Raw genomic sequence first — 25,137 nt, 5'->3', positions numbered from 1 at the left:
TATGAATAAGCCGGGGGCTGATCGATTGGATATCCAGGTGGATGTAACAGAAGGCAGAGGTTCACCATATAGATTCGGGGTTATGCAGGGCGAAAAAATAAAACACTCAAAGCTTTATCCCGTTCATGCAAAACGCCGGAAAAAATCCCTGAAATCCTATACCGCTGATATAAAGGAAGCGGAAAAGATGTTTATGCATTTTGCCCCTGAAATCTGGGAGGAACTTGAAGGAGCTGCCGAAGGACTCGGGTGGTCCCTCGAGGACACCGTCCACGAATACGGAGGGTATCAGCAGGACTGGGTTAAAAGCGGCTGCTCTTCCATTATGTATAACGGCTTATACGGCCGCAATTATGACTATCATCCCAAAACATATGACGGGAGATTTGTTCTCTGGCAGCCGGATAGGGGTAAAGGGTACAGCATCATCGGTTTTGCACAGAGAGTCGTGGGACGTATGGACGGCATGAATGAAAAAGGGCTTGCTGCGGGTTATCACTTTGTAAACCGTCTACGCCCGTCCGATGGCTTTATCTGCACGACAATCGCAAGGATGATCCTGAGCCGGTGCACCAATGTTGGAGATGCTGTTCACATGCTTAAGGAAATTCCGCATCGTCATGCGTTTAATTATTCTCTGATGGATTCATCAGGAGACAGGGCCGTTGTAGAAGCGTCCGGTAAGGGTGTTGAAGTCCGGAGAAACAGTTCATCCGGATGTACGAATCATTTCGAGGAGAAAAAAGGAGAGAACCGCCACCGGACAGGAGAATCTGTATCAAGACTCCACCTCCTGGAAGACTACTCAAGGGATTTTTCCGGCAGTAAAAGCCCTGCAGGAGATCTGTTTTCCGTTCTGAATGATGAAAAGCGCGGCGTTGCCAAGCGTGAATACGGTAACTGGTCCGGCACAATTCATACTGCTGTTTATGATACAGTGAACCTTTCCGCGACTGTGGGGGTGGGAATTGACTCTCATCCAGTCACAATTTCTTTTTCAGAATGGCTTAATGGTAAGCCGCTTCGGATTAAAAAGGTGAATGGTCTGCTTCCGTGGGACGGAGAAGTTACACACCTTCAAAAGCAGGGAGGAAGCTCAAGGTGATCGAAGCACCCTTTAACATCAACAGTCAGGTACTTAAAAACAGGATCATGAAAGCGGCCATGAGTGAAGCCCTCGGTACCCGTGATCACGCTCCATCGGAAAAGCTGGTTACCCTTTACCGGAGATGGGCAGAAGGGGGAGCCGGTCTTCTTGTTACGGGAAACGTAATGATTTCAGGAACTGCTATTGGAGAACCGGGGAATGTCGTGGTTGAAAACGAACGTCACCTGCCCCGACTAAAGGAATGGGCAGCTGCAGCAACAGGAAACGCCACGCAGTGCTGGATGCAGATTAATCATCCGGGGAAACAGGTGTTTAAGGGCGTATCCAATGAAGCTGTAGCCCCATCAGAGGTGCTGTTTCCAAAGGAACTTCAGCGTTTTTTTCCGAAAGCAAGAGCTCTTGCGGATGAAGAGATTTTGGACATAGCCGCTAAATTCGGGGAAACGGCCCGTATTGCGGAGAAAGCCGGTTTTACCGGTGTACAGGTTCATGCTGCTCACGGGTACCTCATCAGCCAATTCCTTTCACCGAGGCATAATATCCGGACAGACAGGTGGGGGGGATCGCAGAAAAACAGAACACGGTTCCTGCTGGAAGTTTTTCGCAGAGTGAGAAATTCAGTCAGTACAGGGTTCCCCGTTTCCGTAAAAATTAACTCCGCCGATTTCATGAAAGGCGGCTTCAGTGTCGATGAATCCCTGGAAACGATAAAACTGCTGGCCGGCGAGGGAGCAGATATGATTGAAATATCCGGGGGGACTTACGAAAGTCCGGAGATGACCGGTATTACCAGAGACCACCATGACCGGGAAGCCTATTTTCTTTCATTTGCAGAACGAGCCAGGGAAGCGGTGGATGTTCCTCTTGCTGTTACAGGAGGGTTCAGAACAAGGGATGGGATGGAGGAGGCTCTCCTGAAAGATCAAACCGATCTTATTGGAATGGCGAGACCTCTTGCTGTTTATCCTGATCTTCCTGTCAAGCTGATTCATGGCCAAACTGATGCAGTACGGATTGAAAGAAAAAAGACAGGCTGGCGCTTTATTGACGACCGCGCTATGCTGGAGCTTGTATGGTACAGTCTTCAGCTAGAGAGAATGGGCAACGGGAAAGAGACGCTGCCATCCCTGCCGGCAGGGAAAGCGCTTTTGAAGGCAGCAGTTAAATACGGTAAAGGAATTTATGCAAAACGAAGAGTATAGCCTGCTTTCAGAATAGACTAAGTATAAAAGCAATAGAAATGAGGTTTTAAGATGAAAGAAATCCCTGCAGCGTATGTAAAGGCCAATCAGACGATGCTTGTCCTCCTGACCGCATCTTCCATTCTTTTTCAGAGTGTTGTTCTTCTGGCTGTTACATTCGTTATTGCCTGTATCGTTCTTGTTTGCGGACCCAGATTCAACCCCGCGGTGATCGTTTATAAAAGCTTCTTTCGAAAGACACCGGGAACTGAAACCGAGGCCGCATCACTGACTCGGTTCAATCAGTCGATTGCAGCTGTTCTTCTTGGAACAGGTCTGCTGTTTACGGCTATAACCTCCCACTGGCTGGCCTGGCTGCCTGTCCTTGCAGTTACTTTAGCAGCTTCAGCAGCTCTTTGCGGGTACTGTATCGGCTGCGTGATGTATTATCAGTTCAATAAATTGAAATACAGAGCCGGCAGAATGAAAAGCTGACCGAAAAACGATGTGCAGCTGCCTGTCTGCGCATCGTTTTCATTTAGCAGCTGCCGGTAAATTGTGTACCTAATGAAGCTTTAGTATAATTAAAAGAATATTAAACCAATTCAGGAAATGTGGTGTAAAGAGTGTCGTATTCACCTTTTGTAGACCGGATGGACGAACGATCATTTAAAGGAAAGGAAGAGCTGGAAGAAATCCTCGCCAGTGAACCGGTTTCATCCTGTGCTGTTTCTGCAGCCGATCAGCTTGTATTCAGGTGGACCGGGAGAGGGATGGAGCTTGACACCCCTGTGAAGGTGAACTCTGTTACGAAGAGTGTTCTGTCTGCCCTGACAGGAATTGCAAGTTCGAGAGGGGAAATAGATCTTAACAGGCCTGTTTCCGACTATTTAGCAGGTAAAGATATACCGGCTCACTTTTCAAATATAACAATAGACCACCTTCTTTTAATGAGTTCCGGCTTACGCTGGCCGGGAAACAAAGCTTTCTTTGATTCCGGGAACTGGCTTTCGTTTATTCTCGGTCAGAACAGTCAGGACAGGCCGGGGGAGAAAATGTCCTATATCGAAGCCTGTTCCCATCTGTTGAGTATTATTTTAACAGAAGCAACCGGCAGACCACTCTCCCTGTATGCAGCTGAGCACCTGTTTAAACCTCTTGATATTCCTGCAAGGCAATGGGACACCGATCCGCAGGGGTATAATACGGGCGGGTTTGGTCTATCCCTTTCTCCGCTGGATATGCTTAAATTCGGAAGACTTTACGTTAATAAAGGTTGTTTTAACGGAAAAACCGTCGTTCAGGAGGAGTGGGCTGCTTCCTCCACAGAGCGTGGAATCAAAACAGGAAGAGGCCATCAGTGGTACGGAAGACACTGGTGGATAAATCCTGAATCAGGGCGTCTCCCTGAATTTCCGTATGCTGCCGGAAGTGGAGGCCAATATATATTCATTTTGCCTGAAAAGGAATTGATTTGTGTATTTACCGGCCGCTATTCCCGGAAAGAAGCTGTAAAGCCCTTCACCTATTTCACGAAGTTTATCCTGACGGCATTTGAGTAGAAAGGCGGAGACTGATGAATTTCTTTCAAGGCACGAGTGGAGAAACTCCTTTTGTGATGTTCTCAGCTGAACACTTGCTCATGATCGCTGTTCTTTTTGCCGGTATTGCAGCTATTGTTCTGTTTCGCCACAGGCTCAGAAAGAAACCTCTCAGGAAATGGGAGATTGGTACTGCCGTCACCCTGGTGCTGCTGGAAACAGGATACCATGTGTGGCTTCTTTTCACCGGCAACTGGGGTACACACCATGCGCTCCCTCTGGAACTGTGCAACATAAGTCTCATTATGATTATTGTCGTTCTGCTGACCAGACACCGTGCAACCCAGAATATTGTCCTGTTCATCGGGATCGCAGGGGCACTTCAGGCCATTATGACACCGGTACTGTCATACGGGCTTCCCCACTTCCGGTTTGTTCACTTTTTCTATACACATATTCTGATCATCTGGACCGCTGTCTACTTTGCCGCAGTAAGAGGATACCGGCCGGACTTTTCCTCTGTCTGGAAAGCCCTGCTGTTTCTCAATCTTCTGCTCCCTTTTATTTTGTTTGTGAATAGCAGAGTGGAAGGCAATTACTGGTTTTTAACAGGAAAACCGGAAGAAGGCAGCCTTCTGGATTTCCTTGGCCCTCATCCATGGTACATAGTTTCACTTGAACTTGTGGCCTTTGTGACCTTTGTCCTTATCTGGCTGCTGTTCAGGGAAAGAAAAAAAAATGAAGCAGGAGGCTGATTATGTTTGTCGTAAATGTTGAAGGAGCGGTACATAGTGATGGAAAGTGGCTGATGATCCGCAGAAGTGACAAAGAAGACCATGCATCCGGTATGATTGCACTGCCTGGCGGGAAAGCCGAACGGGAAGGAAATACTTCGGACATTCTTGAAAGAACGGTTAAAAGAGAAATCGAGGAGGAAACAGGGGTTCTTGTCCACGACAAGCTGACTTACGTACATAACACTTCTTTTGTGACGGAAAAGGGAATTCATGTCGTTGATATTGTCTTTCTGTGCAAATATAAAAGCGGCGAAGCCTCCGCTAAGGATCCGAATGAAGTTTCGGAAGTTCTCTGGATGACAGCTGAAGAGATTCTGGAAGACCCCTTCATTGAAATATGGCCGAAAAACAGTATCCGTTTTGCCCGTCAGAAGCTTTCCGGAAAAGAGGGGGAGGGGCAATGAATGGACGGTCTGTTCTGCAATCGGAAAATTACAGGCTGAAACCACTTTGCCGCGGGAATGCTTCCGAGCTTTATCCTCTTTTTTCAGACTCGGAGACAATGAGATACATCACGCCCCATCCAGTTGGGAGTCTTACCGAAATGGAACAGAAAATAGACAGGTTTACCGGGAAGAACGATCTCAGCTGGCTGATCACTGATCGCCGTTCCGGAAATTTTGTGGGGGTATTCCGCTTTCATAAGATTCATTCCTTTCACAGAAAAGCGGAAATGAACGCCGTCATCAGCAGGGATTACCGGCGAACAGGTGTGATGACCGAACTGATGCCTGTGATACTGGATTATGCTTTTAACTCTCTTCATTTAAACAGGCTTGTTGGTGATCTCTTTGAGCAGAACGAAGGTTCAAAAAGGCTGATGGAAAAGTTCGGTTTTCATCTGGACGGTGTACTCAGAGAGACGGATTTTGATGGAGCGGAGTTTCATAATACGTATGTCTATTCCCAGCTGCGAAAAGAGTATTTGCAAAAATATAAATCGCCCGGTTCAACAATCTATCTCGTAAGACACTGTGAAACAAGTGGTCAGGAACCTGAAGCACAACTTACCGCCCGGGGTCTGGCCGATGCAGAGCTCCTCGCTGATTTTTTCGAAGACAAAGAGATTACCAGGATACTCACCAGTCCTTTCAGACGAGCGGTGGATACGATTAAACCTGCAGCCGTCCGACTGAAACTGAAAGTGGAACTCGAGGAGAGACTCAGGGAAAGAAAGCTGTCAGGGACAAATCTGCCGGAATGGGAAACCTGGCTGCGCCGGTCGTTTGAGGACCCGGATCTCGTGCTGGAAGGGGGAGAAAGCGGGAACGCTGCGGCCTCCAGGGGATATGAAGTAATACAGGAGGCTGAGGGGGATGGTCCGGTGGTCATTGTCACTCACGGAAATCTGCTGGCCTTCCTGCTGCGAAACTGGCTGCCGGACTTTGGTTTTAAACAGTGGAGAAACCTGAAAAACCCGGATGTTTTTGCACTGCGGGTCAATGGAACAGAGGCATCACTGATGCCGCTGGAAATAAGGAATAAAGACTAATCGGGTAACGCCTTCAATTCATGGTACAATGGTAGCCGCAATTTATTTCTTTAGGGGAAACCTTAATGCAGAAGAAGGAGATTGAAAATGTCACAACAGAATTTACTGCTGATCGACGGCTTTAACCTGCTGAGCCGCGGTCATTTTGCAACAAGCTACGGGAGACCGGATGATAAACTGAAAAACAGTAATGGTGTCTATACGAACGCTTTGAGGGTGTTTTTCCAGAAACTGTTTAACCTTATTGACCAGCATGGCATAACCCACCTTGCTGTTGCCTGGGATGTGAAAAGAAATGAAACGACGCGAAGCCGGGAATACGACTTTTATAAATCACAGCGCGAAGACCTTCCTGCGCCGCTGATTGAACAGTATGAAACACTTACACAAATGCTTGAGACGATGAATATTAAACAGCTCACAGTCCCTTCCTATGAAGCTGATGATGTGATAGGGACACTCGCAACCCGATGGTCTGCCGAGGGGGCCGGGAACTGTTTTATTTACAGTAATGACCGGGACCTTTTCCAGCTTCTTGACGAGCGTGTCTCACAGATTATTAACCGGAAGAAAGAAGAACTTGTCTACTCCCACCAGGATTTTCAAAATGAATTCGGTATTTCATCCAGTCAATGGGTGGACGTTAAAGCACTTCTGGGGGATAAAAGTGATAACATTCCGGGGTGTCCGGGAATCGGTGAAAAGTCAGCACTGCCCCTGATCCGGGAATACGGGTCCATTGATGCGGTGTTTGAGCAGATTGAACAGCTCGATAAAAAGTATAATCGCTACAAAAAGAAGCTGGCTGCGGGCAGGGATACAACATACATTTCCAGGGATCTATCAAAAATCATCTGCGATATAGCGGAACTGGAGAATTTCCTGTTTGACTCACTGGAACTGGAAATCGATAAGGAATCGATCCTTCAGGAGCTTAATCGCATGGAAGTAAGAGTCCGGCTTTCAATATAAATTGTTCTGATCGAAGGGGAGGAGAAATATGAGTGCAACGCTGACATTATTTCATTTCTGGAGGGAACGGCTAATCCAGTCACTGGAGGCCGTTGACACTGAAACTGCTGAGCGTATTCCGCAGGGGTTCAGCAACAATATAAGGTGGCATGCCGGTCATATCCTTGTAAATTTTAACGAAAAGATCAATCCCCTGTCAGGTGAAAAGGAACATTTCAGTCCGGACCTGCATCACGCATTTACGAAAGGCTCCGCCCCCGGGGACTGGGAGGGACTTCAGATACCGGAACTGGAGGACTTAATAAGTTTATTGAAGCAGCAGAATGAATGGGTGGAACAGAATGCACCGGCCATTTTTGCCGCTCGTATGGATAATCCCTTCAGAGGAATGGAGACAGGAGAGCAGCTGGTTCAGTTTCTCACTGTTCACGACGGCCATCATCTGGGGACCATAAACAGTCTGAAAAAGGCACTGGGCATCCAGAACGTCTGGGGCTGAATAAAGCGGGGAGGAGTACGGTAACAGGATAGCGATAAAAAAATACTGAGGCTGTGACACAGGAAAATTGTTTAGATTAGGATCCCTGCAATGGTCGAACAAGCGGAGCAAATTTCAGAAGCGATTTACCGCATTGCATTATGTCAGTTCGTATTCCGGCTTTAATAACTCTTTTGTCCCAGCCTCCCTGTTATTTTAAAGCCGTTGTTCTATTGAATGGCGAATACACCACTTTCTGTAATCCGTATTTCAGGACATTTAATAGGAGTACATCTAAATTGACAAAGCCGTAAACGTGGTGTACCCTTATACTTACAAAAAGTAAGTTAATTGCATACAGTAATAAAAGTCTTAATACGGCCAATTGAAAAACAAGGAGGAGATTGAATGCATGTAAAAGGCATACATCACGTGTCTGCCCTCACAGCAGATGCACAGGAAAACTACCGTTTTTACACAGAGGTAATCGGAATGAGACTCGTTAAAAAAACGGTTAATCAGGATGACACTTCCGTTTATCACCTTTTCTATGGAGATGAAAAAGGAAATCCCGGGACTGAGCTGACTTTCTTTGAGATTCCAATGGCTGCGAAAGCGCACAGAGGTGTCAGCAGTATCTCATCAATCGGCCTGAGGGTAAAAGATGACGAAGCACTTTCCTATTGGGAAAAACGGCTTGATGATCATGGGGTAACACATGACGGAATCGTAACCAGGTCGGGCAGGAAGTATCTCGACTTTGAGGATCCCGAAGGACAGCGTCTTTCATTTGTATCCGATCAGAACAACGAAGGAGTCAGTGCAGGAACCCCGTGGGAGTTCTCTCCTGTAAGCCGGGAGGAAGGGGCGGGGGGCCTCGGACCGATCAGACTGACAGTAAGAAAACCCGAAGGGACAGTACGCGTACTTACGGAGATCCTCGGATTCAGGGAAACGGACCGTTCGTATGCCCCGCAGATTGATGGCCAGCCTGAAATAAGGGTTTTTGAATCGGGACTGGGAGGCAATGGAGCAGAGGTACATCTGGAAGGACGTACAGACCTTCCTCCCGAAAGGATGGGTCGTGGAGCAGTACACCATGTAGCATTCCGTGTCGATGACGAAGAAGAACTTCGACAGTGGGTGGAGAAAATAAACGAACTGCAGATTCCCAACTCCGGCTTTGTAGACCGCTTTTATTTCCGTTCCCTTTACTTCAGGGAGCCAAATGGTATTCTTTTCGAACTTGCTACAGACGGACCAGGCTTTGATACAGACGAAAGCCTTGACAGTCTCGGGGAAAGTCTGGCTCTTCCACCTTTCTTTGAGAACCGCCGTGAGGAAATTGAAGCGAAACTGAAACCGCTGGATACGAAAAGAAAATAAAATCAGGGCCGGCTGTCCGTTGGGGATGGCCGGCCTCTTTATGATGATGTAAGTAAGTTGGAAGAATGCAGTTTTTTAGAGGAAATGAAGTTTCTTATAGCGAAAGGACTCTAAAGAGGGATGCCCGATCAATATCCCAAACTCATATAAAGGACTGGAGATACTATGAAATCTTCGTTTCCCTATCCATTCAGTAAGGAACAGAGAACGTACAGCTATTCAAACGACGCTTATCCCATAACGGGTAAGCCCTGTATAGAAGTGAACGACTCGTACATAGAAGAGATAAGTTATAAGAGGCAGCTGATAAAAGAGCAGCCGGGCAGGTGTTTCAGGTCACTTCCCCATACACATGAGGCTCAGTATGAAGCCGCTAAACTTACTGCAGAACACCTGGTAAATGTGAGCGAAGAAGAATTCAGTATTGACGTGACAACAGGCGGTTTCACCCTTTACAACAGTATTCTAAACGAACAAGTAAGCGTGGAGGAGTTTTCCGGAGACGCTCTGAGGGTGATTGGAGATCATGTACAGGAAGACTTGATCCTAATGACGGAACGTGACCAGGATATTTATATGGATGCGGGATACGTTTGTTTTCCCGCAGGCTGGTCTCTGACATTTAACCTGGGTATGCCGTTCCTTCAAATTCATGAGCCTGTCCCCGGCTTTACTCATCAAGGCCTGGACAGAAGAATTCTCCGTTTTCTCCGTGGGCTTCATGCAGACACGCCGTATGAACGTCTGAACTGGTCGCTGTCAGCCGGCAGACGCCTTGACCATTCCCTTGAGACAATAACGGAATGGAAAAGGGAAAGACAGCTTGTGTCTCCGGATAATGCAGGAAATAAAGTCCAGCTGCGGGTTGAAAGGCAGCGGCTTTTCAGACTGCCCGAAACACAGGCAATTCTGTTCACCATACATACTCATCATTGTGCTCTGGACGAACTCGATTACCCTCTGGTGGAGCAGTTGTACAAAATCCTTGAGTCGATGCCCCGTGATATCCTGAAATATAAGGGGGTTTCAGAATATGAGGAGCCACTCAAAGAATACCTGGAGCGTAAGCTCGATTACGGGAGGGAACCTTCTTGAACTCTTTTCACTTTGCGGCAGGACATCTCAGGTATCTGCTCATTTTTGACAGCAAGGGAGCTGAACCGGCTGCCTCTCTCAGAAACAGCCTGATAAATGAGGGAGCTGAGTTTAAAGAGCTTTATGCAGGAAGCGGCCGGGACCTTAAATGGATCTCAGAGGAGATCTCCAGCCAAAAAAACGGTACGTGTCTGTATGCTGCCCTTGAAACCGGTCTTCTTGAAAAGCTGGAAACTGCAGCAGTCTGTGCAGGATACCTGCCGGAAGAGATACAGTTTATCCCCTCCGGAAGCAGAAGGAGAATCTTCTGCGCTCACTGTCATCATATCTCGATTACTGACTGTGAAAATCCCCCAGTCCAGTGCAGCAGCTGCGGACGCTATCTGAAGGTCAGCGGTTCAAGATCAGGGTACTGGCAGGCGTACCTTGCTGTTGACAGGGAGGCATTCTGATGATCAGTGCGGTGATTAAGGAAGTGATATGTGAAACGGCCACTGTTAAACGATTCAGAATCGGTGATATCAAAGGACGGCCTCTTGTCAAATTCACTCCCGGTGCCCATCTGGTAACTGAAATCGGCAGCAGTAAAAAATGGGTTAGACCTTATTCGATTGTCCGTTATACAAGAGATGGCAGCTATGAGATCGCCGTTTTAAAAACAGAACGATCCCGCGGTGGTTCAAGATACTGGCATGAAAAGGTGAGAAAGGGGGACGGACTGAAGATCAGTCTCCCCAGAAACGGAATGAAACCATCCTTTTCAGCACGTCATCATGTGTTTCTGGCAGCCGGGATCGGAATAACGCCGATAATTGGCATGGCCCGGTGGTGCAAGGAACGAGGGATTGGTTTTGAGCTTCATTACACAGCCCGCACTAAAGCTCAATGTGCTTTTTACTCACATTTGAAAACGAATTTTCCAGGACAATGCCATTTTTACTTTACGAGGGAAACGGCAGCGGAACGCCTGACACCCGAACTGCTTTATCAGTACCGGACAGGTACGGCTGTTTATATTTGCGGACCGCCGGCATTTAACCATCAGTATAAAGCGGCGGCTCTGGCAGCGGGATTCCCGGACCGGGCTGTTTACACAGAGATGTTTGTCCCTCCTTCATCAGAGGGACGGAAACCCTTTGTCTTCAGCACCAGTCACGGATCATACCGTGCCGGAGCGGAGGAGAATTTTCTTGATTTACTTCTTGAGAAAGGTTTTCAAATACCCTATTCCTGCCGGTCCGGTCAGTGCGGAACGTGTGAGATCTCGGTTAAGGGCGGGGAAGTTGATCACAGGGACCAGTTTCTTACGGCAGAGGAAAAAATGGAAGGCCGGATGCTTCCCTGTGTATCCAGAGGCAAGTCAATAACTTTCCCACTTATAATTGAACTGTGACTTATAAACTCCGTTCTTAGGGAAAAAATAATTCCGGAACAAAGAATGGAGTGATTCGATGAAAATTGCAGTTCTGTATGCCAGTATGAATGGTCACACAAAAGTTCTCGCTGAGGGTGTGGCTGAAGGCGCAAAACAGGTAAATGGAGCCGAGGTGATTCTCAGTGCCGTGGAAGAGACCGATCCGGATACCCTTAAGGAGATGGCCGGTATTATCTGGGGATCTTCAGGTTATTTCGGGGAGCCTAACCCGAAAATGAGTGAGTTTTTAGGAAAGCTCGGAGGACTTTGGTTTACAGGTGCACTGCAGGGGAAAGTCGGGGGCGTTTTCGCCACAGCCTCCACTCAGCATGGAGGGGTTGAGAATGTATGCCGTGCCCTGCAGACTCCGATGCAGCACCATGGCATGGTGATTGTGTCCAATACCGGTCCACTAAATGAAGACCGGGCAAACTACGGAAATCCATATGGGGCCAGTGCAGTAATCCCTGTGGAAGAGTCAAAGGATGCCCCAATGAATAAACCGGTGGAGGCAGAAATGAAACTCGCTTCGGAATTTGGTAAAAGAGTGGCAGAAACAGCTGCAAAAATCAGTTCAACATAACAAAAAGCGTGGACCCCTCAGGGGGTTCACGCTTTTTGTCTTTTGCTTGGTTCATATAGATTACTGCTATTGATTCCGGTCCCGGCAAGTTGTTCAGCGTGCCTTAATCCTGTAACGTCTGCCTATTCATCTTTCTGCGAAAAAAGCATTCATTTAGCAGACTTTCAAAAAAATGGTTTACAGCCCCGCTGTTTAAGGTATTTGGATACTGGAAATAAAATTTTCCATAATTCAGGCAGCTTCTGCTGCCTAAAAAGGAGAGGGACTATGAAGACAGTAAAGAAAACCGCTGCTGCCGCACTGTCAGTTTCCGTATTGTTTGCAGGCTCGGCCATGACAGGTCATGCCGGGGACAAGAGTGCCGAGGAAGTACTGAACCATGCCAACGATGCGATGGCAGACCTTGAAAGCTACTCCGCCTTAATTGAAACACATCAGACGATCAGTGATGATGTTATGGGGGAAACAGAGGCGCATACAACAACAGAGCAGGATGTCATCATGAATCCATTCAAACTGCGGGAGGTAATGACTGTTTCAGCCGAAGGTGAAGAATTTACTGTAACCACTTACTGGACGGAAGAAGGCCTGTATATTGGCGATGAAACAGGTGAGTGGATAAAGATTGAAGATGACGGTCTTTATGAGGTCATGTTTGATCCTGATCATCAGCTTGGAGGTGTAAACGGCTACGGAGAAGACCTGTCACTTTCCGAGGAAGACGGCTATTATGTGATTACATATGATGGCGATGGGGAAGAACTGATGCATCTGTTTGAAATGGGCGGCACAGGCCAGGAAGGCGAAGGTGACTTCATGGCGGAGCTTGGAGGAGATATGGAGATCAGTCATTTCTGGTACGAGCTCCAGATCGACTCGGACACTCATTACCTTACGGGGATCGAGATGGAAATGGATATTACATTTAACTTTGAAGATGAATCCCAGACAATCGAACAGTTGATTGAAGTAACCTATCATAATTTTAACTCAGTGGAAGATTTTGATGTTCCGGCAGACGTAAGGGAGCAGGCTGAGGATCTTGAGGAAGCCATTGAGGAAGAAATGGAGGAAGATGGCGATGAGCTTCCTGCCACTGCCACGAATACTCCAATGATGGCTCTTGCGGGTCTGTTAACCGCAGCCGGGGCTGCTGCAATTCTGGCCGTCCGCAGACGTTTGATTAACACATAAAACATCACTTAATTTAACAGAGGCTGTCCCTGTCAAATAAGGGATGGTCTCTTTTTTCTGTGCAGACATGCTCTCTTTTGATAAAATAAAGATTCTGAAAAAGAATTTCTGATTAGCGCAAACCTGTTTCCAAATATGTATTTAAGGGAAAACCTTTTCTGATTGGCGGCATGGCAGTGAAGTAGTATAATATTTCGAAATGAAGATTGAATACAGACATTTACAGAGGTGATCCTGAAAATGACCAGGAATCTGAAACTGTGCCCTGCACATAAAAGAAACTGCGTTTCCTCCCTTGATGATGAATCGGATAAGCACCGGACAGAGTCCATTCCCGCAGCCAAATCACAACAGCACACATACAGGACCATTATCAGCGTCCTTGAAGAAAACAGTGAGTGTACGATTGAAACAGAGGATGAGCAGTATATTCACGCAGTTTTCAGGACAAAGTGGCTTAAATTCAAGGACGATGTGGAATTCCTTTATAATGATGAGAAAAAAGCCTTTGATGTCAGATCCGCTGCCAGGGTGGGCCACTATGATTTTGAAGTTAACCGCAGGAGGCTGGAAAAACTGAGAAGCCGCATTACTGAAAAGCAGCAGGGGACAGGTGACCAGTAAAGCATGGCATGGACTTATGTGACCCGGATGTGCATACAAGTTCCCACTTCATGAAAAAAGAACGCGCCGGTAATTAATCGGCACGTTCCTTATCGCGTGAGCCGGAACCGTCAGTGGTTTCGCCCATTTCATATACGGGATGTTCATCGTTTTTCCTTACGGCCTTTCTGTTTGATCTTTTAAGAAGGAAGATCGTAAGCCAGGCAAAGAAAAACAGACCGATCATGACAAAGTAGGCGTAGGTAAAATCCTGCGTTCCATCAGGAAAAGTAAAAATATCCAACGCAAGTCACAGCCTTTCAGTAAACTAACAGCAATTTTATTATAACAGAGCTTACCCGCGTTTTCACTCCTCGGAAATTTCATCAAGAGTTTTCTCAAAACTCGGGGCAAAGTGCCGGAGGAAATAATCCACTTCCTCCATATCGAGGCGATCAAGATTTTCCTGAATCTGGTTTTTTGCAACTGCGAACTCGCGGTTTCCTGCAAGCAGTTCACTCGTACACTTTAAGTAGGCATCCAGAAGATCTGCTGCTTTAATATAGGATGCAATTGCCTCATCGCCTTTGTGCCCGATCAGACTGCTGTAGACGTCCTTCAGCTCACCGGGAGCTTTTGAAGCAAGCTTCTCAGCTGCAAGAGCTTCAATATCCCGGAAGTTTTTCAGCATATCGCTGTTATGGTGTTTGACCGGTGTGGGGATATCCCCGGTGATTACTTCCGTTACATCATGAAAAAGAGAATGGGTGACCGCTTTCTCTGTATCGATTTCTTTCCCGTAAACGTGATTCGCAATTGTACATAATGTATGTGTGATGAGGGAGACATGAAAGGAATGCTCAGCCACGTTTTCCTTCATTACATTCCTCATCAGGCTCCACCTTTCGATGTATCGGAGCCGGTAAAAATAAGCAAGCAGATGACTTTCCAAAACTTTCACTTCCTTTTCAGCACTGTATAAAGAGTCCGAAATTGATCGTACACCAGGGAGAGGAAGTAAGCAACTGTAATAAAAAGGCTGTGTTCGTCTAGAGTGCAGTTATTGACCAAATGAATTATGCAGCGAAAGACGGCGACTCCAGCGACGAGCGTTACTCCGTGATTAATCTTCGAGTTGCTTCGACGTGCCCGACTGCAGAGCTTAACTGGCAGAGGAAGAAGCAGGAATTTCTCCCGGCTGAAAAGATGCCCGCGGCATAGAAGACACCGTGAAGCATGAACGGATGTCGCACTTGTGCCTGTGGTGAAAGCGTACGCCTGCAGCGTAATAAAACAACAGTCTTTACGAAAAGAGCCAATAAAAAGGGCCGGGTTATAAGAGAAATTGTCTAAAAAACCCGATTGCGGTTGCCAATTGCCCTGAAATGCATAATACTAAAATAGTAAATTCATGAGGTAAGAGGGATCTTAAATGACATCAAACGAAATCTACAAAGCTTTACTTTCCATATGTAAAACAGAAAACGTGATGAGAAATGAACCTATGAAAAATCATACGCTGACAAAACTCGGCGGTAGCGCCGACTTTTTTGTTACACCTGAATCCTACGGTGAGATGAGTGAAATTGTACAGCTTGTAAACCGGGAGAATATTCCGTTTATGCTTCTTGGGAATGGTTCAAATATGGTCGTGAGAGACGGAGGTATCCGGGGCGTTGTTGTTCAGTTCAGTAAACTTCGCGATCTGAATGTAGAGGGAACGAAACTGATTGCCCAGGGCGGGGCAAATATCATCGATGCATCACGTCTGGCTCTTAAAGAGGAACTGACAGGACTGGAATTCGCCTGCGGAATTCCCGGGTCCATTGGAGGCGCAATGGTTATGAACGCCGGAGCCTACGGCGGTGAGGTAAAAGATGTTATAGATCATGTCAAGGTTGTTTCAAAGGAGGGTGACCTCCTTACTCTATCCAGAGAAGAGCTTGATCTGAAGTACCGTTCAAGCATTATAGGCAAAAAAGGGTACATGGTTCTCGAGGCTGTTTTTGAACTGAAGAAAGGAAACCGGGAAGAAATTAAAGAAAAGATGGATGATCTCACTTTTCAGCGTGAATCAAAGCAGCCGCTGGAGTATCCCTCTGCCGGAAGTGTGTTTAAGCGGCCGCCTGGTTATTTCGCGGGGAAACTGATTCAGGACAGCGGACTTCAGGGGAAAGGTGTAGGCGGAGCGGAAGTCTCCACTAAACATGCGGGATTTATTATCAATAAGTCAAACGCTACGGCGACAGATTACATTTCAACGATCGATATGGTAAGGAAAACAGTGAAGGATACTTTTGGAGTTGAACTTGAACTTGAAGTGAAAATCGTAGGAGAAGAACCGGCTGAAAAATAAGCCGTATACAGCAGGAGGAGCTTCATCGGCCGTTACGATGAAGCATCCTCCTGTTTTTTTATCAGTTTTCTGACGTGTGACTTCGGCTCCCAGCAGTTAAATTTGTAGTGGGGACGTGTTTCAAAACCAAGACGGCTGCATCTGTACAGCGTCCGGGCTTCACTTCGGATTACTTCAAAATGAATGCATGTTGCACAGCAGTGAAAATCCTTCATCGATTTTTCCCTCTTTTCCTAAGGATGTGTTCGTATAGATTGTTGCGATTGATCAAATTAACTGTAGAGCGAAAGGCGGCGACTCCGGCGGGAAGAGCAAATAGCGTTTACTTCGTGAATATGCTGAATTCTGCTTCGACACAGACGCTTCATAGCGTTTCGGGCAGAGGAAGAAGCATGATAACTACTCTGCCGGCTGAGGCCCTGTCCGCGGAAAGCGTCCGCCTGCAGCGGAATAAAACAACAATCTTTCCGAAAACAGCTGTTCCTAAAAAACACTCAGTTTAAGTGTAAGTGAGTGGAGGGAGAGGTTCAAACATTTTTCAATGGAGAGCTGTTTCAGAATAACAACACTCAAAATTTTAGGAGGCTTGTGTAATGAAGCTTATTTCCATTTGTCCAAGCAGCACTGAATTTCTTGCCTACCTTGGCCTCACAGATTCCATTGTGGCTGTGGATGACTTCTCAGACTGGCCGGAAGGCATAAAAACCCTGCCCCGTCTCGGGCCGGATCTCTCAATTGACATGGACAGACTTGAGGCCTATAAGCCTGATCTTGTGCTCGCATCCTTGTCTGTACCGGGTATGGAAAAGAACGTTAGAGCACTCGAAGAGAGGCGCATTCCCCATATTGTTGTCCCCGATCCCGAAAACCTTGCCGGGATATCGGGTATTATCAGATTCGTGGCGGGAAAAACCGGTGTTTCACAGAAGGGAGACCTCCTGGCGGAAGCATACGACAACACACTAAGTCAGTACAAAGAGATCAGCAGATCCATAGCGTCAAAAAAATCCATCTACTGGGAATGGTGGCCGAAACCTGTATTTACCCCCGGCCGGAAAAACTGGCTTACCGAATTAAGTGAAGTGGCAGGAGGAAGAAATGTGTTTGCAGAAAAAGATGTTAAGAGTGTCCAGACAGACTGGGAAACCGTAAGAAATTACAATCCTGATATTATTGCTCTGGTCTGGACAGGGGTAAGACAGGAAAGAATCAACCTGAAAACAGTTGAAAGAAGGCCTGGATGGGGGGGCATGAAAGCCCTTAGGAATAATCAGATTCACGTTCTGGATGAACCGCTGTACTGCAGGCCATCCCCGAGACTCCTGGAAGGACTCGTCAAGCTGAGCGCGATTCTCCATCCCGATGCTTATCCACTTTACACGGGGGAAGACCCGCTATTGTATTCATGCAGAGGGTGAGGGGCGGCAGCACTAAAACTTTGTTAACTGCGGTACGTTCACCATTAAAGCAGAATAAAAAGACAGGGGGATGAGGAGATGACCAACCGGAGAATTGTAATCGCAGGTACTGAAAGCGGAGCAGGAAAAACGACCATCACACTCGGGCTGATGGCAGCCCTTAAAGACAGGGGATGGTGTGTGCAGGGGTTCAAGTGCGGCCCTGATTTTATCGACCCCGCCTTTCATACGGCTGTGACAGGCAGAGTATCCAGAAATCTCGATACAAGACTGCTTGGAGAAAACGCTGTAAAAGAGGTGCTCGATTTTGGAAGCAGGGGGGCTGATATTGCTGTCATCGAAGGAGTTATGGGGATGTATGACGGAGCGGATCCTCTATCGGATGAGGGAAGCACTGCCCATATTGCTGCCCTTACTGGAACGCCTGTAATCCTCGTAGTCAATTGTGAAGCCCAGGCAAGAAGCGCTGCAGCTGTTGTAAAGGGGTTCCAGCTTTTTTCGGATCAGCCTCGGATAGCAGGTGTCATATTAAACCGGGTAGGGGGAAGCGGCCATTATGAACTCGTCAAGGCAGCAGTGGAAAAGGAATGCAGTGTCCCGGTTCTCGGTTACCTAAAAGCAAATACAAAACTTCATCTGCCGGAAAGGCACCTGGGTCTTGTACCTTCACAGGAAACAAAGGATCTCCCTGCATACATAAAAAGAATCAGCAGCCGTATCTCTGAAACAGTTGATCTTGAGCGCCTTGCTGAGCTGGCTGTATGCCCGGAACCTGAGTACGAGCCTGTTCTGTTTCGCAGGAGGAAAGGAGAAGAAAGAAAGGGGGAGGGAGCGAAAATTGCCGTGGCCCGTGATGAAGCCTTCCACTTTTATTATGAGGAAAACCTAGATCTGCTGAAATCCTACGGAGCAGAGTGCATTCCGTTTTCGCCCCTGCATGACAGCAGACTTCCTGAAGAAGTGACGGGAATATATTTTGGGGGCGGGTTTCCGGAGGCTTTTGCCGCCCAGCTGGCCGAGAACAGGGAAATGCTTCGTTCCGTCAGGGAAAAGGTTGAGAACAACGTTCCTGTAATAGCCGAGTGCGGCGGCTTTATGTACCTGTGCAAAAAGCTGGTGGATATGAAAGGAAAAGCCTATAATATGGCCGGGGTAATTGAGGGTAATATACAGGTTCATCATACACTTCAGTCCATCAGATACCTGGATGTGACCGGAAATGATATCTCCTGTGTGGCTCTGGAGAAAGGAGAAAGTCTTGCTGCCCACGAGTTTCATTACTCGAGTTTTTCGGGCAGGATGCCTGACCGGAATGAATTCCCCAATTTATTTGCATCTTACAGCCACCTGCATTTTGGATCCTGCCCTGAAGCAGCAGGCCGTTTCGCGGCTCTATGCAGTCCCTTAAACCGGAACAGTAATTGAAAAAGGCTGACCTGAGTGGCCAGCCTTTTATTATTAGTTATTAGAAAAACCTTCGGCATTAGCCGCGGTAGTATTTCTGTGATACCGTTTAATCGTCTGTAAATCTTTAGTAATGAAAACCCTGCCTCTTTTTCATCCTTGCGGCTCCTGGGCCGCGCCAGTGTAAAAAAGAAATACAATGTTTTCACAGATGCCATCTCATTCATCCTTACTGGATCTGATTTTTTTACAGCGAAGATTTATTCATAACCTGCCTTCCCATGGAAGAAGGACAACTATTAGTGTACACGAATTCGCGTTCCGATGCAAATGTGGCCTGCAGACAAAAAAAAGTGCTGTTAAGTTTGCAAAGTGCAAAATTCCATGGTAAGATGAAGTTAATTATTTTTAGTTCGGAAAGATTCATGGTTCAAACATCGTAAAGTGTTTACACCCTTGAGTGAATTCGAAGAGCAAAAATAGTAATACAATGCGGAAAAAGTTTCCGCGCAGGAGGATTATACCATGGTTGAAGGTACAGTAAAATGGTTTAACGCAGAAAAAGGTTTCGGTTTTATCGAAGTTGAAGGACAGGACGATGTATTCGTACATTTCTCTGCCATTCAGGGTGAAGGTTTCAAAACACTTGACGAAGGTCAGGCTGTAACGTTCGAAATCGAACAAGGTCAACGTGGCCCACAGGCGGCTAACGTTCAAAAATAAGTAACCTTAAATCCCCTCCATGGTGAGGGGATTTTTTATTACCGGATTTCCTGAAACACTGTCTTACATAACAACGATTCTTTAATAACTCGGTATCTTCAAAGGCTGGTGTTAAATAATGACGAGTGATGATCAGTTCTATCGTAAATGGTATATAACCCGCTACAAAGGAAAGAAGCGGTATATGTGGCGGACAGGAGCCATTCAGGCTGCACTGTTTTTTGCTGTACTTACTGTATTTGCCGGTTTTATTGAACACGGCAGTATAACAGTTGAGTACTTCACATCAGGAGATGTTCTTTCATATGGTATGTTTTTTGCAGTAATAGCTCCTGTATATGGGTGGAGTGCAGCGAGATCTGCCTGGTACAGAAATGAACAGCGTTTTGATGATCTTGAAAAAATACGTGAAGACTAAAAGTCGGCTGGAACAGAACCCCGCGCCGGGAGAGGGGCCTTCAGTCACTGAGATTTAAACAGCAAAGAGGCCCGAGTTATCGTATTGCGATAACTCGGGCCTCTTTCACTTACAGGAGACTGATTTATTTCAGCATTTGTCCTGATTTAAACTTTAGATGCGAGCTTTTTGCGTTTTTCCTCACGTTCACGCATGGCTTTGTTTAAAATCTTCTTACGCAGACGGATTGATTCCGGAGTTACTTCACAATATTCGTCTTCGTTCAGAAACTCAAGTGCTTCTTCAAGAGTAAGAAGTTTTGGACGCTTCATTGTTACTGTGCTTTCCTTTGTAGCAGAGCGGATGTTGTTCTGCTGCTTCACTTTGGTAATATTGACGCTCAGGTCATTATCACGGTTGTGTTCGCCGACAATCATTCCTTCGTAAATCTCAGTGCCCGGTTCAACGAACAGGGTGCCGCGGTCTTCGAGAGCAAGCATACCGTAGGAAGTTGATTTTCCGGTTTCCATGGAAACAAGAACACCCTGGCGGCGTCCGCCAACCTGGCCTTCTGCGACCGGCCGGTAACCGTCAAAGGAATGGTTCAGGATCCCATATCCTTTTGTCTGTGCCATAAATTCAGTAGTGTAGCCGATTAGTCCGCGGGACGGGACGACGAAATCCATCCTGACCTGGCCGTCTCCTTTGTTGACCATATCAATCATTTCGCCTTTACGCTCACCAAGTGATTCCATAACAGCGCCGGTATAATCCTCAGGGACATCAACCTGGGCACGCTCAACAGGCTCACTTAATACACCGTCGATTTCTTTTACAATTACTTCCGGTTTTGATACCTGAAGCTCATATCCTTCACGTCTCATATTTTCAATCAGGATGGAAAGGTGCAGTTCACCCCGGCCGGATACCGTCCATACATCAGGAGAGCTTGTATTCTCGACCCTTAGACTCACATCTGTTTCGAGCTGTGTCTTGAGGCGCTCCTCAAGCTTCCTGCTTGTAACATAGTCACCTTCCCGGCCGGCAAACGGGCTGTTATTTACAAGGAAAGTCATTTGAAGAGTAGGCTCGTCAATTCTGACAGGTTCCATTGCTTCCTGATGCTCAACAGGGCAGATCGTGTCACCGACCATAATATCCTCAATTCCTGCAATCGCAATCAGGTCACCGGCTTTAGCCTCTTCGATTTCAAGCCGCTTCAGGCCCATGAAACCAAACAGTTTTGAAATACGGAATTTCTTAATCGATCCATCGGCAGCAATGAGAGAAGCCTGGTCACCGGTACGAATGGTGCCCCGGAAGACTCTTCCCACACCAATTCGACCAAGATAGTCGTTGTAATCGAGCATTGTGACCTGAAACTGGAATGGTTCTTCGCTGTTATCTTTTGGTGCAGGAACATTTTCTATTATTGATTCAAAAAGGCAGGTCATATCATCATCCTGCTTTTCAGGGTCCTCACTGGCTGTTCCCATAATGGCAGAAGCATAGACAACAGGGAAGTCGAGCTGATTCTCGTCTGCACCTAGTTCGATAAACAGATCAAGGACTTCATCTACGACTTCTGCAGGGCGGGCAGCTTCACGGTCAATCTTATTAAGAACAACAACGGGAGTCAGCTTCTGTTCAAGAGCTTTTTTCAGTACAAACCGTGTCTGGGGCATACATCCTTCATAGGCATCGACTACGAGAAGAACGCCGTCCACCATTTTAAGAATCCGTTCAACTTCACCGCCGAAATCAGCGTGGCCGGGTGTATCCATAATGTTAATTCGCTTATCGTTATATTTTACAGCAGTATTCTTTGCGAGAATTGTAATACCGCGTTCGCGTTCGATATCGTTATTATCCATCGCGCGTTCGTCAACGTTTTCGTTTTCACGGAATGTACCTGACTGTTTGAGCAGCTGGTCCACCAGTGTCGTTTTTCCGTGATCAACGTGGGCAATGATCGCAATGTTACGCAGGTCGTTTCTAATTTCCATTATTTATCACTCACTCTCTCGTACAATTTCACCAACTGTCCTATTGTACCACACTTCTATGGGTGGTTACACAAATCGTGCAATAAGCTTTGGCACAGGGGTAAAAAGTCCAGTAATGGATGATTGATTGAATTTTCAGACGTAAAGCCACCTGATGTTCTCCATATGTTAAGATAGGGTATGTATATGAAAGCACTTACAGAGGAGGTGGAAATGTGGAGGAGTACGGACTTACCGGGCCAACAGTTTTCTGGCTGTTCGTGCCAATGATCACACTAATTATTCTGTCAGTTATCACTTATTTTACCGAAAGGAGAGAGTAATTCCGTGAATACAGCTACTTTAATAACATTTATCGTCTACCTGATCGGTCTTCTGGCCATCGGTCTTTTCGCTTACCGGATGACAAACAACCTGTCCGATTATGTACTCGGTGGAAGGCGCCTCGGAGGCGGTGTGGCAGCCTTGAGTGCAGGGGCTTCTGATTTAAGCGGCTGGCTGCTTCTCGGACTTCCCGGCGCTCTCTATGTAAGTGGAATGGGCGAGATGTGGATTGGTGTCGGCCTTGCCATCGGAGCGTACATAAATTGGCAGTTTATTGCGAAACGGCTGAGAATCTACACTGAAATTGCCGGAGACTCCATCACACTGCCGGATTATTTTGAAAACCGGTTTCACGACCGTTCAAAAATACTGAGGGTTATTTCAGCCGTTTTTATTCTGCTGTTTTTTGCGTTTTATACGTCTGCCGGACTCGTGGGTGGCGCTGTACTATTTGAAAATTCATTTAACCTGGATTACACCGCTGCATTATGGATTGGGGCAGCCGTTATTATTTCATACACCTTCCTTGGCGGGTTTCTGGCAGTAAGCTGGACAGATTTTTTCCAGGGAATCCTTATGTTTCTTGCTATTATTATCGTTCCGTTTGTGGCCGTCTCCGAAATGGGTGGATGGAGCGAGACAATGAGTCATGTAGGAAATATTGATCCGGCCTATCTGGATGGATTTTCGGGAATGACAGCTGTAGGGCTTATTTCCCTTCTTGCATGGGGCCTTGGCTACTTTGGCCAGCCGCACATCATCACCAGGTTCATGGCCGTTAAATCGTCAAGAGAGATTCCAAAGGCGAGGCTGGTTGGGATGACGTGGCTTGTCATTTCACTCACTGGTGCCATGTTTGTGGGTCTCGTGGGGATTGCGTATTTTGAAAGTTTCACAGCCAGTCCTTTAAACGATCCTGAAACCGTATTTATTGCTTTCACACAGGTACTGTTTCACCCGGTTGTAGCAGGATTTCTGCTTGCTGCCATCCTTTCGGCCATTATGAGTACAATTGACTCCCAGCTTCTCGTTTCTTCCAGCGCGCTTACTGAAGATTTCTACAAAGCCATTTTCAGAAAAGATGCTTCACAGAAAGAGCTGGTCCTGGTCGGTCGTCTCGGAGTAGTCGTTATAGCGTTTATTGCCATAGCTCTCGCCTACAATCCTGACAGTACTGTACTCGATCTTGTAGCGTATGCCTGGGGTGGATTCGGTGCTGCGTTCGGGCCGGTGATCATCATGTCGCTGTTCTGGAAACGGATGACGCGAAACGGGGCAGCCGCCGGAATTATCACCGGAGGGCTCATGGTCATCATCTGGACAAACCTGGATATAGTCGGGCTAACAGGCGGAGTCTGGGATATGTATGAAATTGTACCGGGATTTGCTGCAGGCTTAATCGCCATTACAGTTGTAAGTCTAATGGGTGCACCGCCTTCCGATGAAATTCAGCAGGAATTTGATTCCGTTAAAACATCGGACATTTAAGGGTGAATGACTGCTGTTTGCCAACAGCCTGTGCACCACGTACAATGATACTTATCACAGAAGTTGCACAGGCTGTAGGTGAACGAGATGCTTCGACGAACAATTAGGATGACGATCCTGTTTGGAGTTATCATTTTTATGCCAATTATTTTGTGGATTAATCTGACCGGTACTACTGTATTTCAGCCGCCTACAACGTGGGAGGAACACGAATCCCCGGAAGAGGCCGGCTGGGATGAGGATAAGCTGCGGGAGGCCAGGACATATTTCAACTCACTCAATTCAACTGCCGGGATCGCAATTTATAAAGGTAAAGTTCTTTTCAGCTGGGGAGACACCGCCGGCACAACAAATGCCCATTCAATCCGCAAGAGTATACTGAGCGGCATGTACGGGGAATACGTTGAAAATGGTTCTCTCGATCTTGATGATACTTTATCCAGCCTCGGCATTATTGACTTTCCCCCATTAACTTCAACGGAGGCACAGGCTGAAGTCAGGCATCTGCTGACTTCACAGTCCGGCGTTTATCTCCGGGCAGGGGAAGAATCGTGGAATATGCGGAGGCAGCGTCCGAATCGCGAGAGCCACGAACCGGGTACGTATTTTTATTACAATAACTGGGATTTCAATGTCCTCGGGACCATTTACAATAACACGTCAGGGAGCGACCTGTTCGAGGACTTCGAAACAAAACTGGCAGAACCTCTTGAGATGGAGGATTTCTCAATGTCCCATACAGAATATAAAGAAGAGCCAAGCAGATCTCTTCATCCGTCCTATCTGTTTCGAATGTCTGCAAGGGATATGGCCAGAATAGGTCAGCTCTACCTTCAGAACGGAGAATGGAACGGCAGTCAGCTGATCTCACCTGAGTGGATTGAAAAAAGCACTTCAGTGCAGGCGAGCGTTCCGGGAAACAGTATATATGATTACGGGTATATGTGGTGGGTGGCAGAGGAGGAGCCGTGGAAAAGCCTCGGCCTCTATTCCGCTGTTGGAAGACACGGTCAGTCAATCGACATCGTCCCGGAAAAGGATCTCGTATTTGTCCACCGTGTAAATTCAAACCGTCTCCTGTTCCGGCTTTTCCCAAGAGGGGTAACCCAGTCACAGAGGCTTCACCTGCTTGAATTGATTCTTGATGCAAAAATTGAGTAGGCTGCGATGCCTGAAT

The 25,137-nt window shown here is 46.9% G+C and carries 26 protein-coding genes; 23 read left to right on the top strand and 3 right to left on the bottom strand.

Annotated features, from left to right (window positions below; all coding sequences use genetic code 11):
* Positions 1 to 25 precede the first annotated feature (25 nt).
* The 16 genes from FGB90_RS03925 to FGB90_RS03850 all read left to right on the top strand — a co-directional run bounded on the left by FGB90_RS03925 (position 26) and on the right by FGB90_RS03850 (position 13,865).
* The gene (locus FGB90_RS03925; protein WP_246056046.1) at positions 26 to 1,105 is read left to right on the top strand and encodes a C45 family autoproteolytic acyltransferase/hydrolase; all 1,080 of its coding nucleotides are present in this window, start codon (positions 26 to 28) and stop codon (positions 1,103 to 1,105) included.
* Positions 1,102 to 2,310, top strand: coding sequence for an NADH:flavin oxidoreductase/NADH oxidase family protein (locus FGB90_RS03920; protein WP_246056045.1), 1,209 nt, complete (start codon positions 1,102 to 1,104; stop codon positions 2,308 to 2,310). The genes FGB90_RS03925 and FGB90_RS03920 overlap by 4 nt, the downstream gene beginning before the upstream one ends.
* A 51-nt stretch (positions 2,311 to 2,361) precedes the next feature.
* Positions 2,362 to 2,784 carry a DUF4395 domain-containing protein gene (locus FGB90_RS03915; RefSeq protein WP_138809243.1) on the top strand — a complete coding sequence of 141 codons (423 nt, stop codon included), beginning with the start codon at positions 2,362 to 2,364 and terminating at the stop codon, positions 2,782 to 2,784.
* A 131-nt stretch (positions 2,785 to 2,915) separates the two neighbouring features.
* Complete coding sequence (locus FGB90_RS03910; RefSeq protein WP_138809242.1) at positions 2,916 to 3,851, top strand: serine hydrolase domain-containing protein; 936 nt, start codon at positions 2,916 to 2,918, stop codon at positions 3,849 to 3,851.
* Positions 3,852 to 3,865: 14 nt separating this feature from the next.
* Positions 3,866 to 4,585: a YwaF family protein gene (locus tag FGB90_RS03905; RefSeq protein WP_138809241.1), complete on the top strand. Its 720-nt coding sequence runs from the start codon at positions 3,866 to 3,868 to the stop codon at positions 4,583 to 4,585.
* 2 nt (positions 4,586 to 4,587) lie between these two features.
* Complete coding sequence (locus FGB90_RS03900; RefSeq protein WP_138809240.1) at positions 4,588 to 5,031, top strand: NUDIX hydrolase; 444 nt, start codon at positions 4,588 to 4,590, stop codon at positions 5,029 to 5,031.
* Complete coding sequence (locus FGB90_RS19565) at positions 4,965 to 6,119, top strand: GNAT family N-acetyltransferase (protein ID WP_306419217.1); 1,155 nt, start codon at positions 4,965 to 4,967, stop codon at positions 6,117 to 6,119. The genes FGB90_RS03900 and FGB90_RS19565 overlap by 67 nt, the downstream gene beginning before the upstream one ends.
* 87 nt (positions 6,120 to 6,206) lie before the next feature.
* A complete protein-coding gene (locus FGB90_RS03890; protein WP_138809239.1) occupies positions 6,207 to 7,091 on the top strand; it encodes a 5'-3' exonuclease in 885 nt (294 codons plus the stop codon).
* A 28-nt stretch (positions 7,092 to 7,119) separates the two neighbouring features.
* Positions 7,120 to 7,590 carry a DinB family protein gene (locus FGB90_RS03885; RefSeq protein ID WP_138809238.1) on the top strand — a complete coding sequence of 157 codons (471 nt, stop codon included), beginning with the start codon at positions 7,120 to 7,122 and terminating at the stop codon, positions 7,588 to 7,590.
* A gap of 387 nt (positions 7,591 to 7,977) precedes the next feature.
* The gene (locus FGB90_RS03880; RefSeq protein WP_138809237.1) at positions 7,978 to 8,955 is read left to right on the top strand and encodes a ring-cleaving dioxygenase; all 978 of its coding nucleotides are present in this window, start codon (positions 7,978 to 7,980) and stop codon (positions 8,953 to 8,955) included.
* 165 nt (positions 8,956 to 9,120) lie between these two features.
* A complete protein-coding gene (locus tag FGB90_RS03875) occupies positions 9,121 to 10,050 on the top strand; it encodes a heme-dependent oxidative N-demethylase family protein (RefSeq protein WP_138809236.1) in 930 nt (309 codons plus the stop codon).
* Positions 10,047 to 10,502 (top strand): hypothetical protein, encoded by a 456-nt coding sequence (locus FGB90_RS03870; protein ID WP_138809235.1) that lies wholly within the window; start codon positions 10,047 to 10,049, stop codon positions 10,500 to 10,502. Before FGB90_RS03875 ends, FGB90_RS03870 begins: the two co-directional genes overlap by 4 nt.
* Positions 10,502 to 11,443 carry a PDR/VanB family oxidoreductase gene (locus FGB90_RS03865; RefSeq protein WP_138809234.1) on the top strand — a complete coding sequence of 314 codons (942 nt, stop codon included), beginning with the start codon at positions 10,502 to 10,504 and terminating at the stop codon, positions 11,441 to 11,443. Before FGB90_RS03870 ends, FGB90_RS03865 begins: the two co-directional genes overlap by 1 nt.
* Positions 11,444 to 11,501: 58 nt before the next feature.
* Positions 11,502 to 12,047 (top strand): NAD(P)H-dependent oxidoreductase, encoded by a 546-nt coding sequence (locus FGB90_RS03860; protein WP_138809233.1) that lies wholly within the window; start codon positions 11,502 to 11,504, stop codon positions 12,045 to 12,047.
* A gap of 267 nt (positions 12,048 to 12,314) precedes the next feature.
* Positions 12,315 to 13,241: a DUF6612 family protein gene (locus tag FGB90_RS03855; protein ID WP_138809232.1), complete on the top strand. Its 927-nt coding sequence runs from the start codon at positions 12,315 to 12,317 to the stop codon at positions 13,239 to 13,241.
* A 240-nt stretch (positions 13,242 to 13,481) separates the two neighbouring features.
* Positions 13,482 to 13,865 carry a DUF1499 domain-containing protein gene (locus tag FGB90_RS03850; RefSeq protein ID WP_138809231.1) on the top strand — a complete coding sequence of 128 codons (384 nt, stop codon included), beginning with the start codon at positions 13,482 to 13,484 and terminating at the stop codon, positions 13,863 to 13,865.
* A gap of 73 nt (positions 13,866 to 13,938) precedes the next feature.
* Here FGB90_RS03850 and FGB90_RS03845 read toward each other — a convergent pair whose 3' ends face one another.
* Both FGB90_RS03845 and yfbR read right to left on the bottom strand, forming a co-directional pair.
* Positions 13,939 to 14,148, bottom strand: a complete 210-nt coding sequence (locus tag FGB90_RS03845) for a hypothetical protein (RefSeq protein ID WP_138809230.1) — start codon at positions 14,146 to 14,148, stop codon at positions 13,939 to 13,941.
* A 63-nt stretch (positions 14,149 to 14,211) separates the two neighbouring features.
* Positions 14,212 to 14,796 (bottom strand): 5'-deoxynucleotidase, encoded by a 585-nt coding sequence (gene yfbR, locus FGB90_RS03840; RefSeq protein WP_138809229.1) that lies wholly within the window; start codon positions 14,794 to 14,796, stop codon positions 14,212 to 14,214.
* Positions 14,797 to 15,276: 480 nt separating this feature from the next.
* Here yfbR and murB point away from each other — a divergent pair, with 480 nt between their 5' ends.
* The 5 genes from murB to FGB90_RS03810 all read left to right on the top strand — a co-directional run bounded on the left by murB (position 15,277) and on the right by FGB90_RS03810 (position 20,163).
* Positions 15,277 to 16,200 carry a UDP-N-acetylmuramate dehydrogenase gene (murB, locus tag FGB90_RS03835; RefSeq protein WP_138809228.1) on the top strand — a complete coding sequence of 308 codons (924 nt, stop codon included), beginning with the start codon at positions 15,277 to 15,279 and terminating at the stop codon, positions 16,198 to 16,200.
* Positions 16,201 to 16,793: 593 nt separating this feature from the next.
* A complete protein-coding gene (locus FGB90_RS03825; protein ID WP_138809227.1) occupies positions 16,794 to 17,618 on the top strand; it encodes a cobalamin-binding protein in 825 nt (274 codons plus the stop codon).
* 78 nt (positions 17,619 to 17,696) lie between these two features.
* A complete protein-coding gene (locus FGB90_RS03820) occupies positions 17,697 to 19,043 on the top strand; it encodes a cobyrinic acid a,c-diamide synthase CobB (protein ID WP_138809226.1) in 1,347 nt (448 codons plus the stop codon).
* Between the two features lie 504 nt (positions 19,044 to 19,547).
* Positions 19,548 to 19,745, top strand: coding sequence for a cold-shock protein (locus FGB90_RS03815; RefSeq protein WP_110518134.1), 198 nt, complete (start codon positions 19,548 to 19,550; stop codon positions 19,743 to 19,745).
* A 118-nt stretch (positions 19,746 to 19,863) separates the two neighbouring features.
* On the top strand, positions 19,864 to 20,163 hold the full coding sequence (locus tag FGB90_RS03810; RefSeq protein ID WP_138809225.1) for a hypothetical protein: 300 nt from the start codon (positions 19,864 to 19,866) through the stop codon (positions 20,161 to 20,163).
* Positions 20,164 to 20,309: 146 nt separating this feature from the next.
* On the opposite strand, the gene typA is transcribed toward FGB90_RS03810, so the two are convergent.
* Entirely contained in the window at positions 20,310 to 22,148 is a 1,839-nt protein-coding gene (gene typA, locus FGB90_RS03805) for a translational GTPase TypA (protein WP_171051687.1), read from the bottom strand.
* A 327-nt stretch (positions 22,149 to 22,475) separates the two neighbouring features.
* Here typA and putP point away from each other — a divergent pair, with 327 nt between their 5' ends.
* The gene (gene putP / locus FGB90_RS03800; RefSeq protein WP_138809224.1) at positions 22,476 to 23,960 is read left to right on the top strand and encodes a sodium/proline symporter PutP; all 1,485 of its coding nucleotides are present in this window, start codon (positions 22,476 to 22,478) and stop codon (positions 23,958 to 23,960) included.
* A 138-nt stretch (positions 23,961 to 24,098) separates the two neighbouring features.
* Entirely contained in the window at positions 24,099 to 25,121 is a 1,023-nt protein-coding gene (locus FGB90_RS03795) for a serine hydrolase domain-containing protein (protein WP_246056043.1), read from the top strand.
* The last annotated feature ends 16 nt before the right edge of the window (positions 25,122 to 25,137 follow it).

The sequence above is a fragment of the Alteribacter natronophilus genome, assembly GCF_006007885.1.
In the GTDB taxonomy this organism is placed as follows: domain Bacteria; phylum Bacillota; class Bacilli; order Bacillales; family Salisediminibacteriaceae; genus Alteribacter; species Alteribacter natronophilus.
Note: the sequence above shows the minus strand (reverse complement) of the source record. Positions and strands in the feature narration are given on the sequence as shown.

Bases quoted from the DNA above. Each gene is read 5' to 3' on its own strand.
- typA (WP_171051687.1), bottom strand. From the start codon at position 22,148: ATGGAAATTAGAAACGACCTGCGTAACATTGCGATCATTGCCCACGTT.
- murB (WP_138809228.1), top strand. From the start codon at position 15,277: ATGACATCAAACGAAATCTACAAAGCTTTACTTTCCATATGTAAAACA.
- FGB90_RS03855 (WP_138809232.1), top strand. From the start codon at position 12,315: ATGAAGACAGTAAAGAAAACCGCTGCTGCCGCACTGTCAGTTTCCGTA.
- FGB90_RS03905 (WP_138809241.1), top strand. From the start codon at position 3,866: ATGAATTTCTTTCAAGGCACGAGTGGAGAAACTCCTTTTGTGATGTTC.
- FGB90_RS03825 (WP_138809227.1), top strand. From the start codon at position 16,794: ATGAAGCTTATTTCCATTTGTCCAAGCAGCACTGAATTTCTTGCCTAC.
- FGB90_RS03795 (WP_246056043.1), top strand. From the start codon at position 24,099: ATGCCAATTATTTTGTGGATTAATCTGACCGGTACTACTGTATTTCAG.
- FGB90_RS19565 (WP_306419217.1), top strand. From the start codon at position 4,965: ATGGCCGAAAAACAGTATCCGTTTTGCCCGTCAGAAGCTTTCCGGAAA.
- FGB90_RS03880 (WP_138809237.1), top strand. From the start codon at position 7,978: ATGCATGTAAAAGGCATACATCACGTGTCTGCCCTCACAGCAGATGCA.
- FGB90_RS03815 (WP_110518134.1), top strand. From the start codon at position 19,548: ATGGTTGAAGGTACAGTAAAATGGTTTAACGCAGAAAAAGGTTTCGGT.
- FGB90_RS03900 (WP_138809240.1), top strand. From the start codon at position 4,588: ATGTTTGTCGTAAATGTTGAAGGAGCGGTACATAGTGATGGAAAGTGG.
- FGB90_RS03820 (WP_138809226.1), top strand. From the start codon at position 17,697: ATGACCAACCGGAGAATTGTAATCGCAGGTACTGAAAGCGGAGCAGGA.
- FGB90_RS03850 (WP_138809231.1), top strand. From the start codon at position 13,482: ATGACCAGGAATCTGAAACTGTGCCCTGCACATAAAAGAAACTGCGTT.
- FGB90_RS03810 (WP_138809225.1), top strand. From the start codon at position 19,864: ATGACGAGTGATGATCAGTTCTATCGTAAATGGTATATAACCCGCTAC.
- FGB90_RS03890 (WP_138809239.1), top strand. From the start codon at position 6,207: ATGTCACAACAGAATTTACTGCTGATCGACGGCTTTAACCTGCTGAGC.
- FGB90_RS03885 (WP_138809238.1), top strand. From the start codon at position 7,120: ATGAGTGCAACGCTGACATTATTTCATTTCTGGAGGGAACGGCTAATC.
- FGB90_RS03915 (WP_138809243.1), top strand. From the start codon at position 2,362: ATGAAAGAAATCCCTGCAGCGTATGTAAAGGCCAATCAGACGATGCTT.
- FGB90_RS03865 (WP_138809234.1), top strand. From the start codon at position 10,502: ATGATCAGTGCGGTGATTAAGGAAGTGATATGTGAAACGGCCACTGTT.
- FGB90_RS03875 (WP_138809236.1), top strand. From the start codon at position 9,121: ATGAAATCTTCGTTTCCCTATCCATTCAGTAAGGAACAGAGAACGTAC.
- FGB90_RS03860 (WP_138809233.1), top strand. From the start codon at position 11,502: ATGAAAATTGCAGTTCTGTATGCCAGTATGAATGGTCACACAAAAGTT.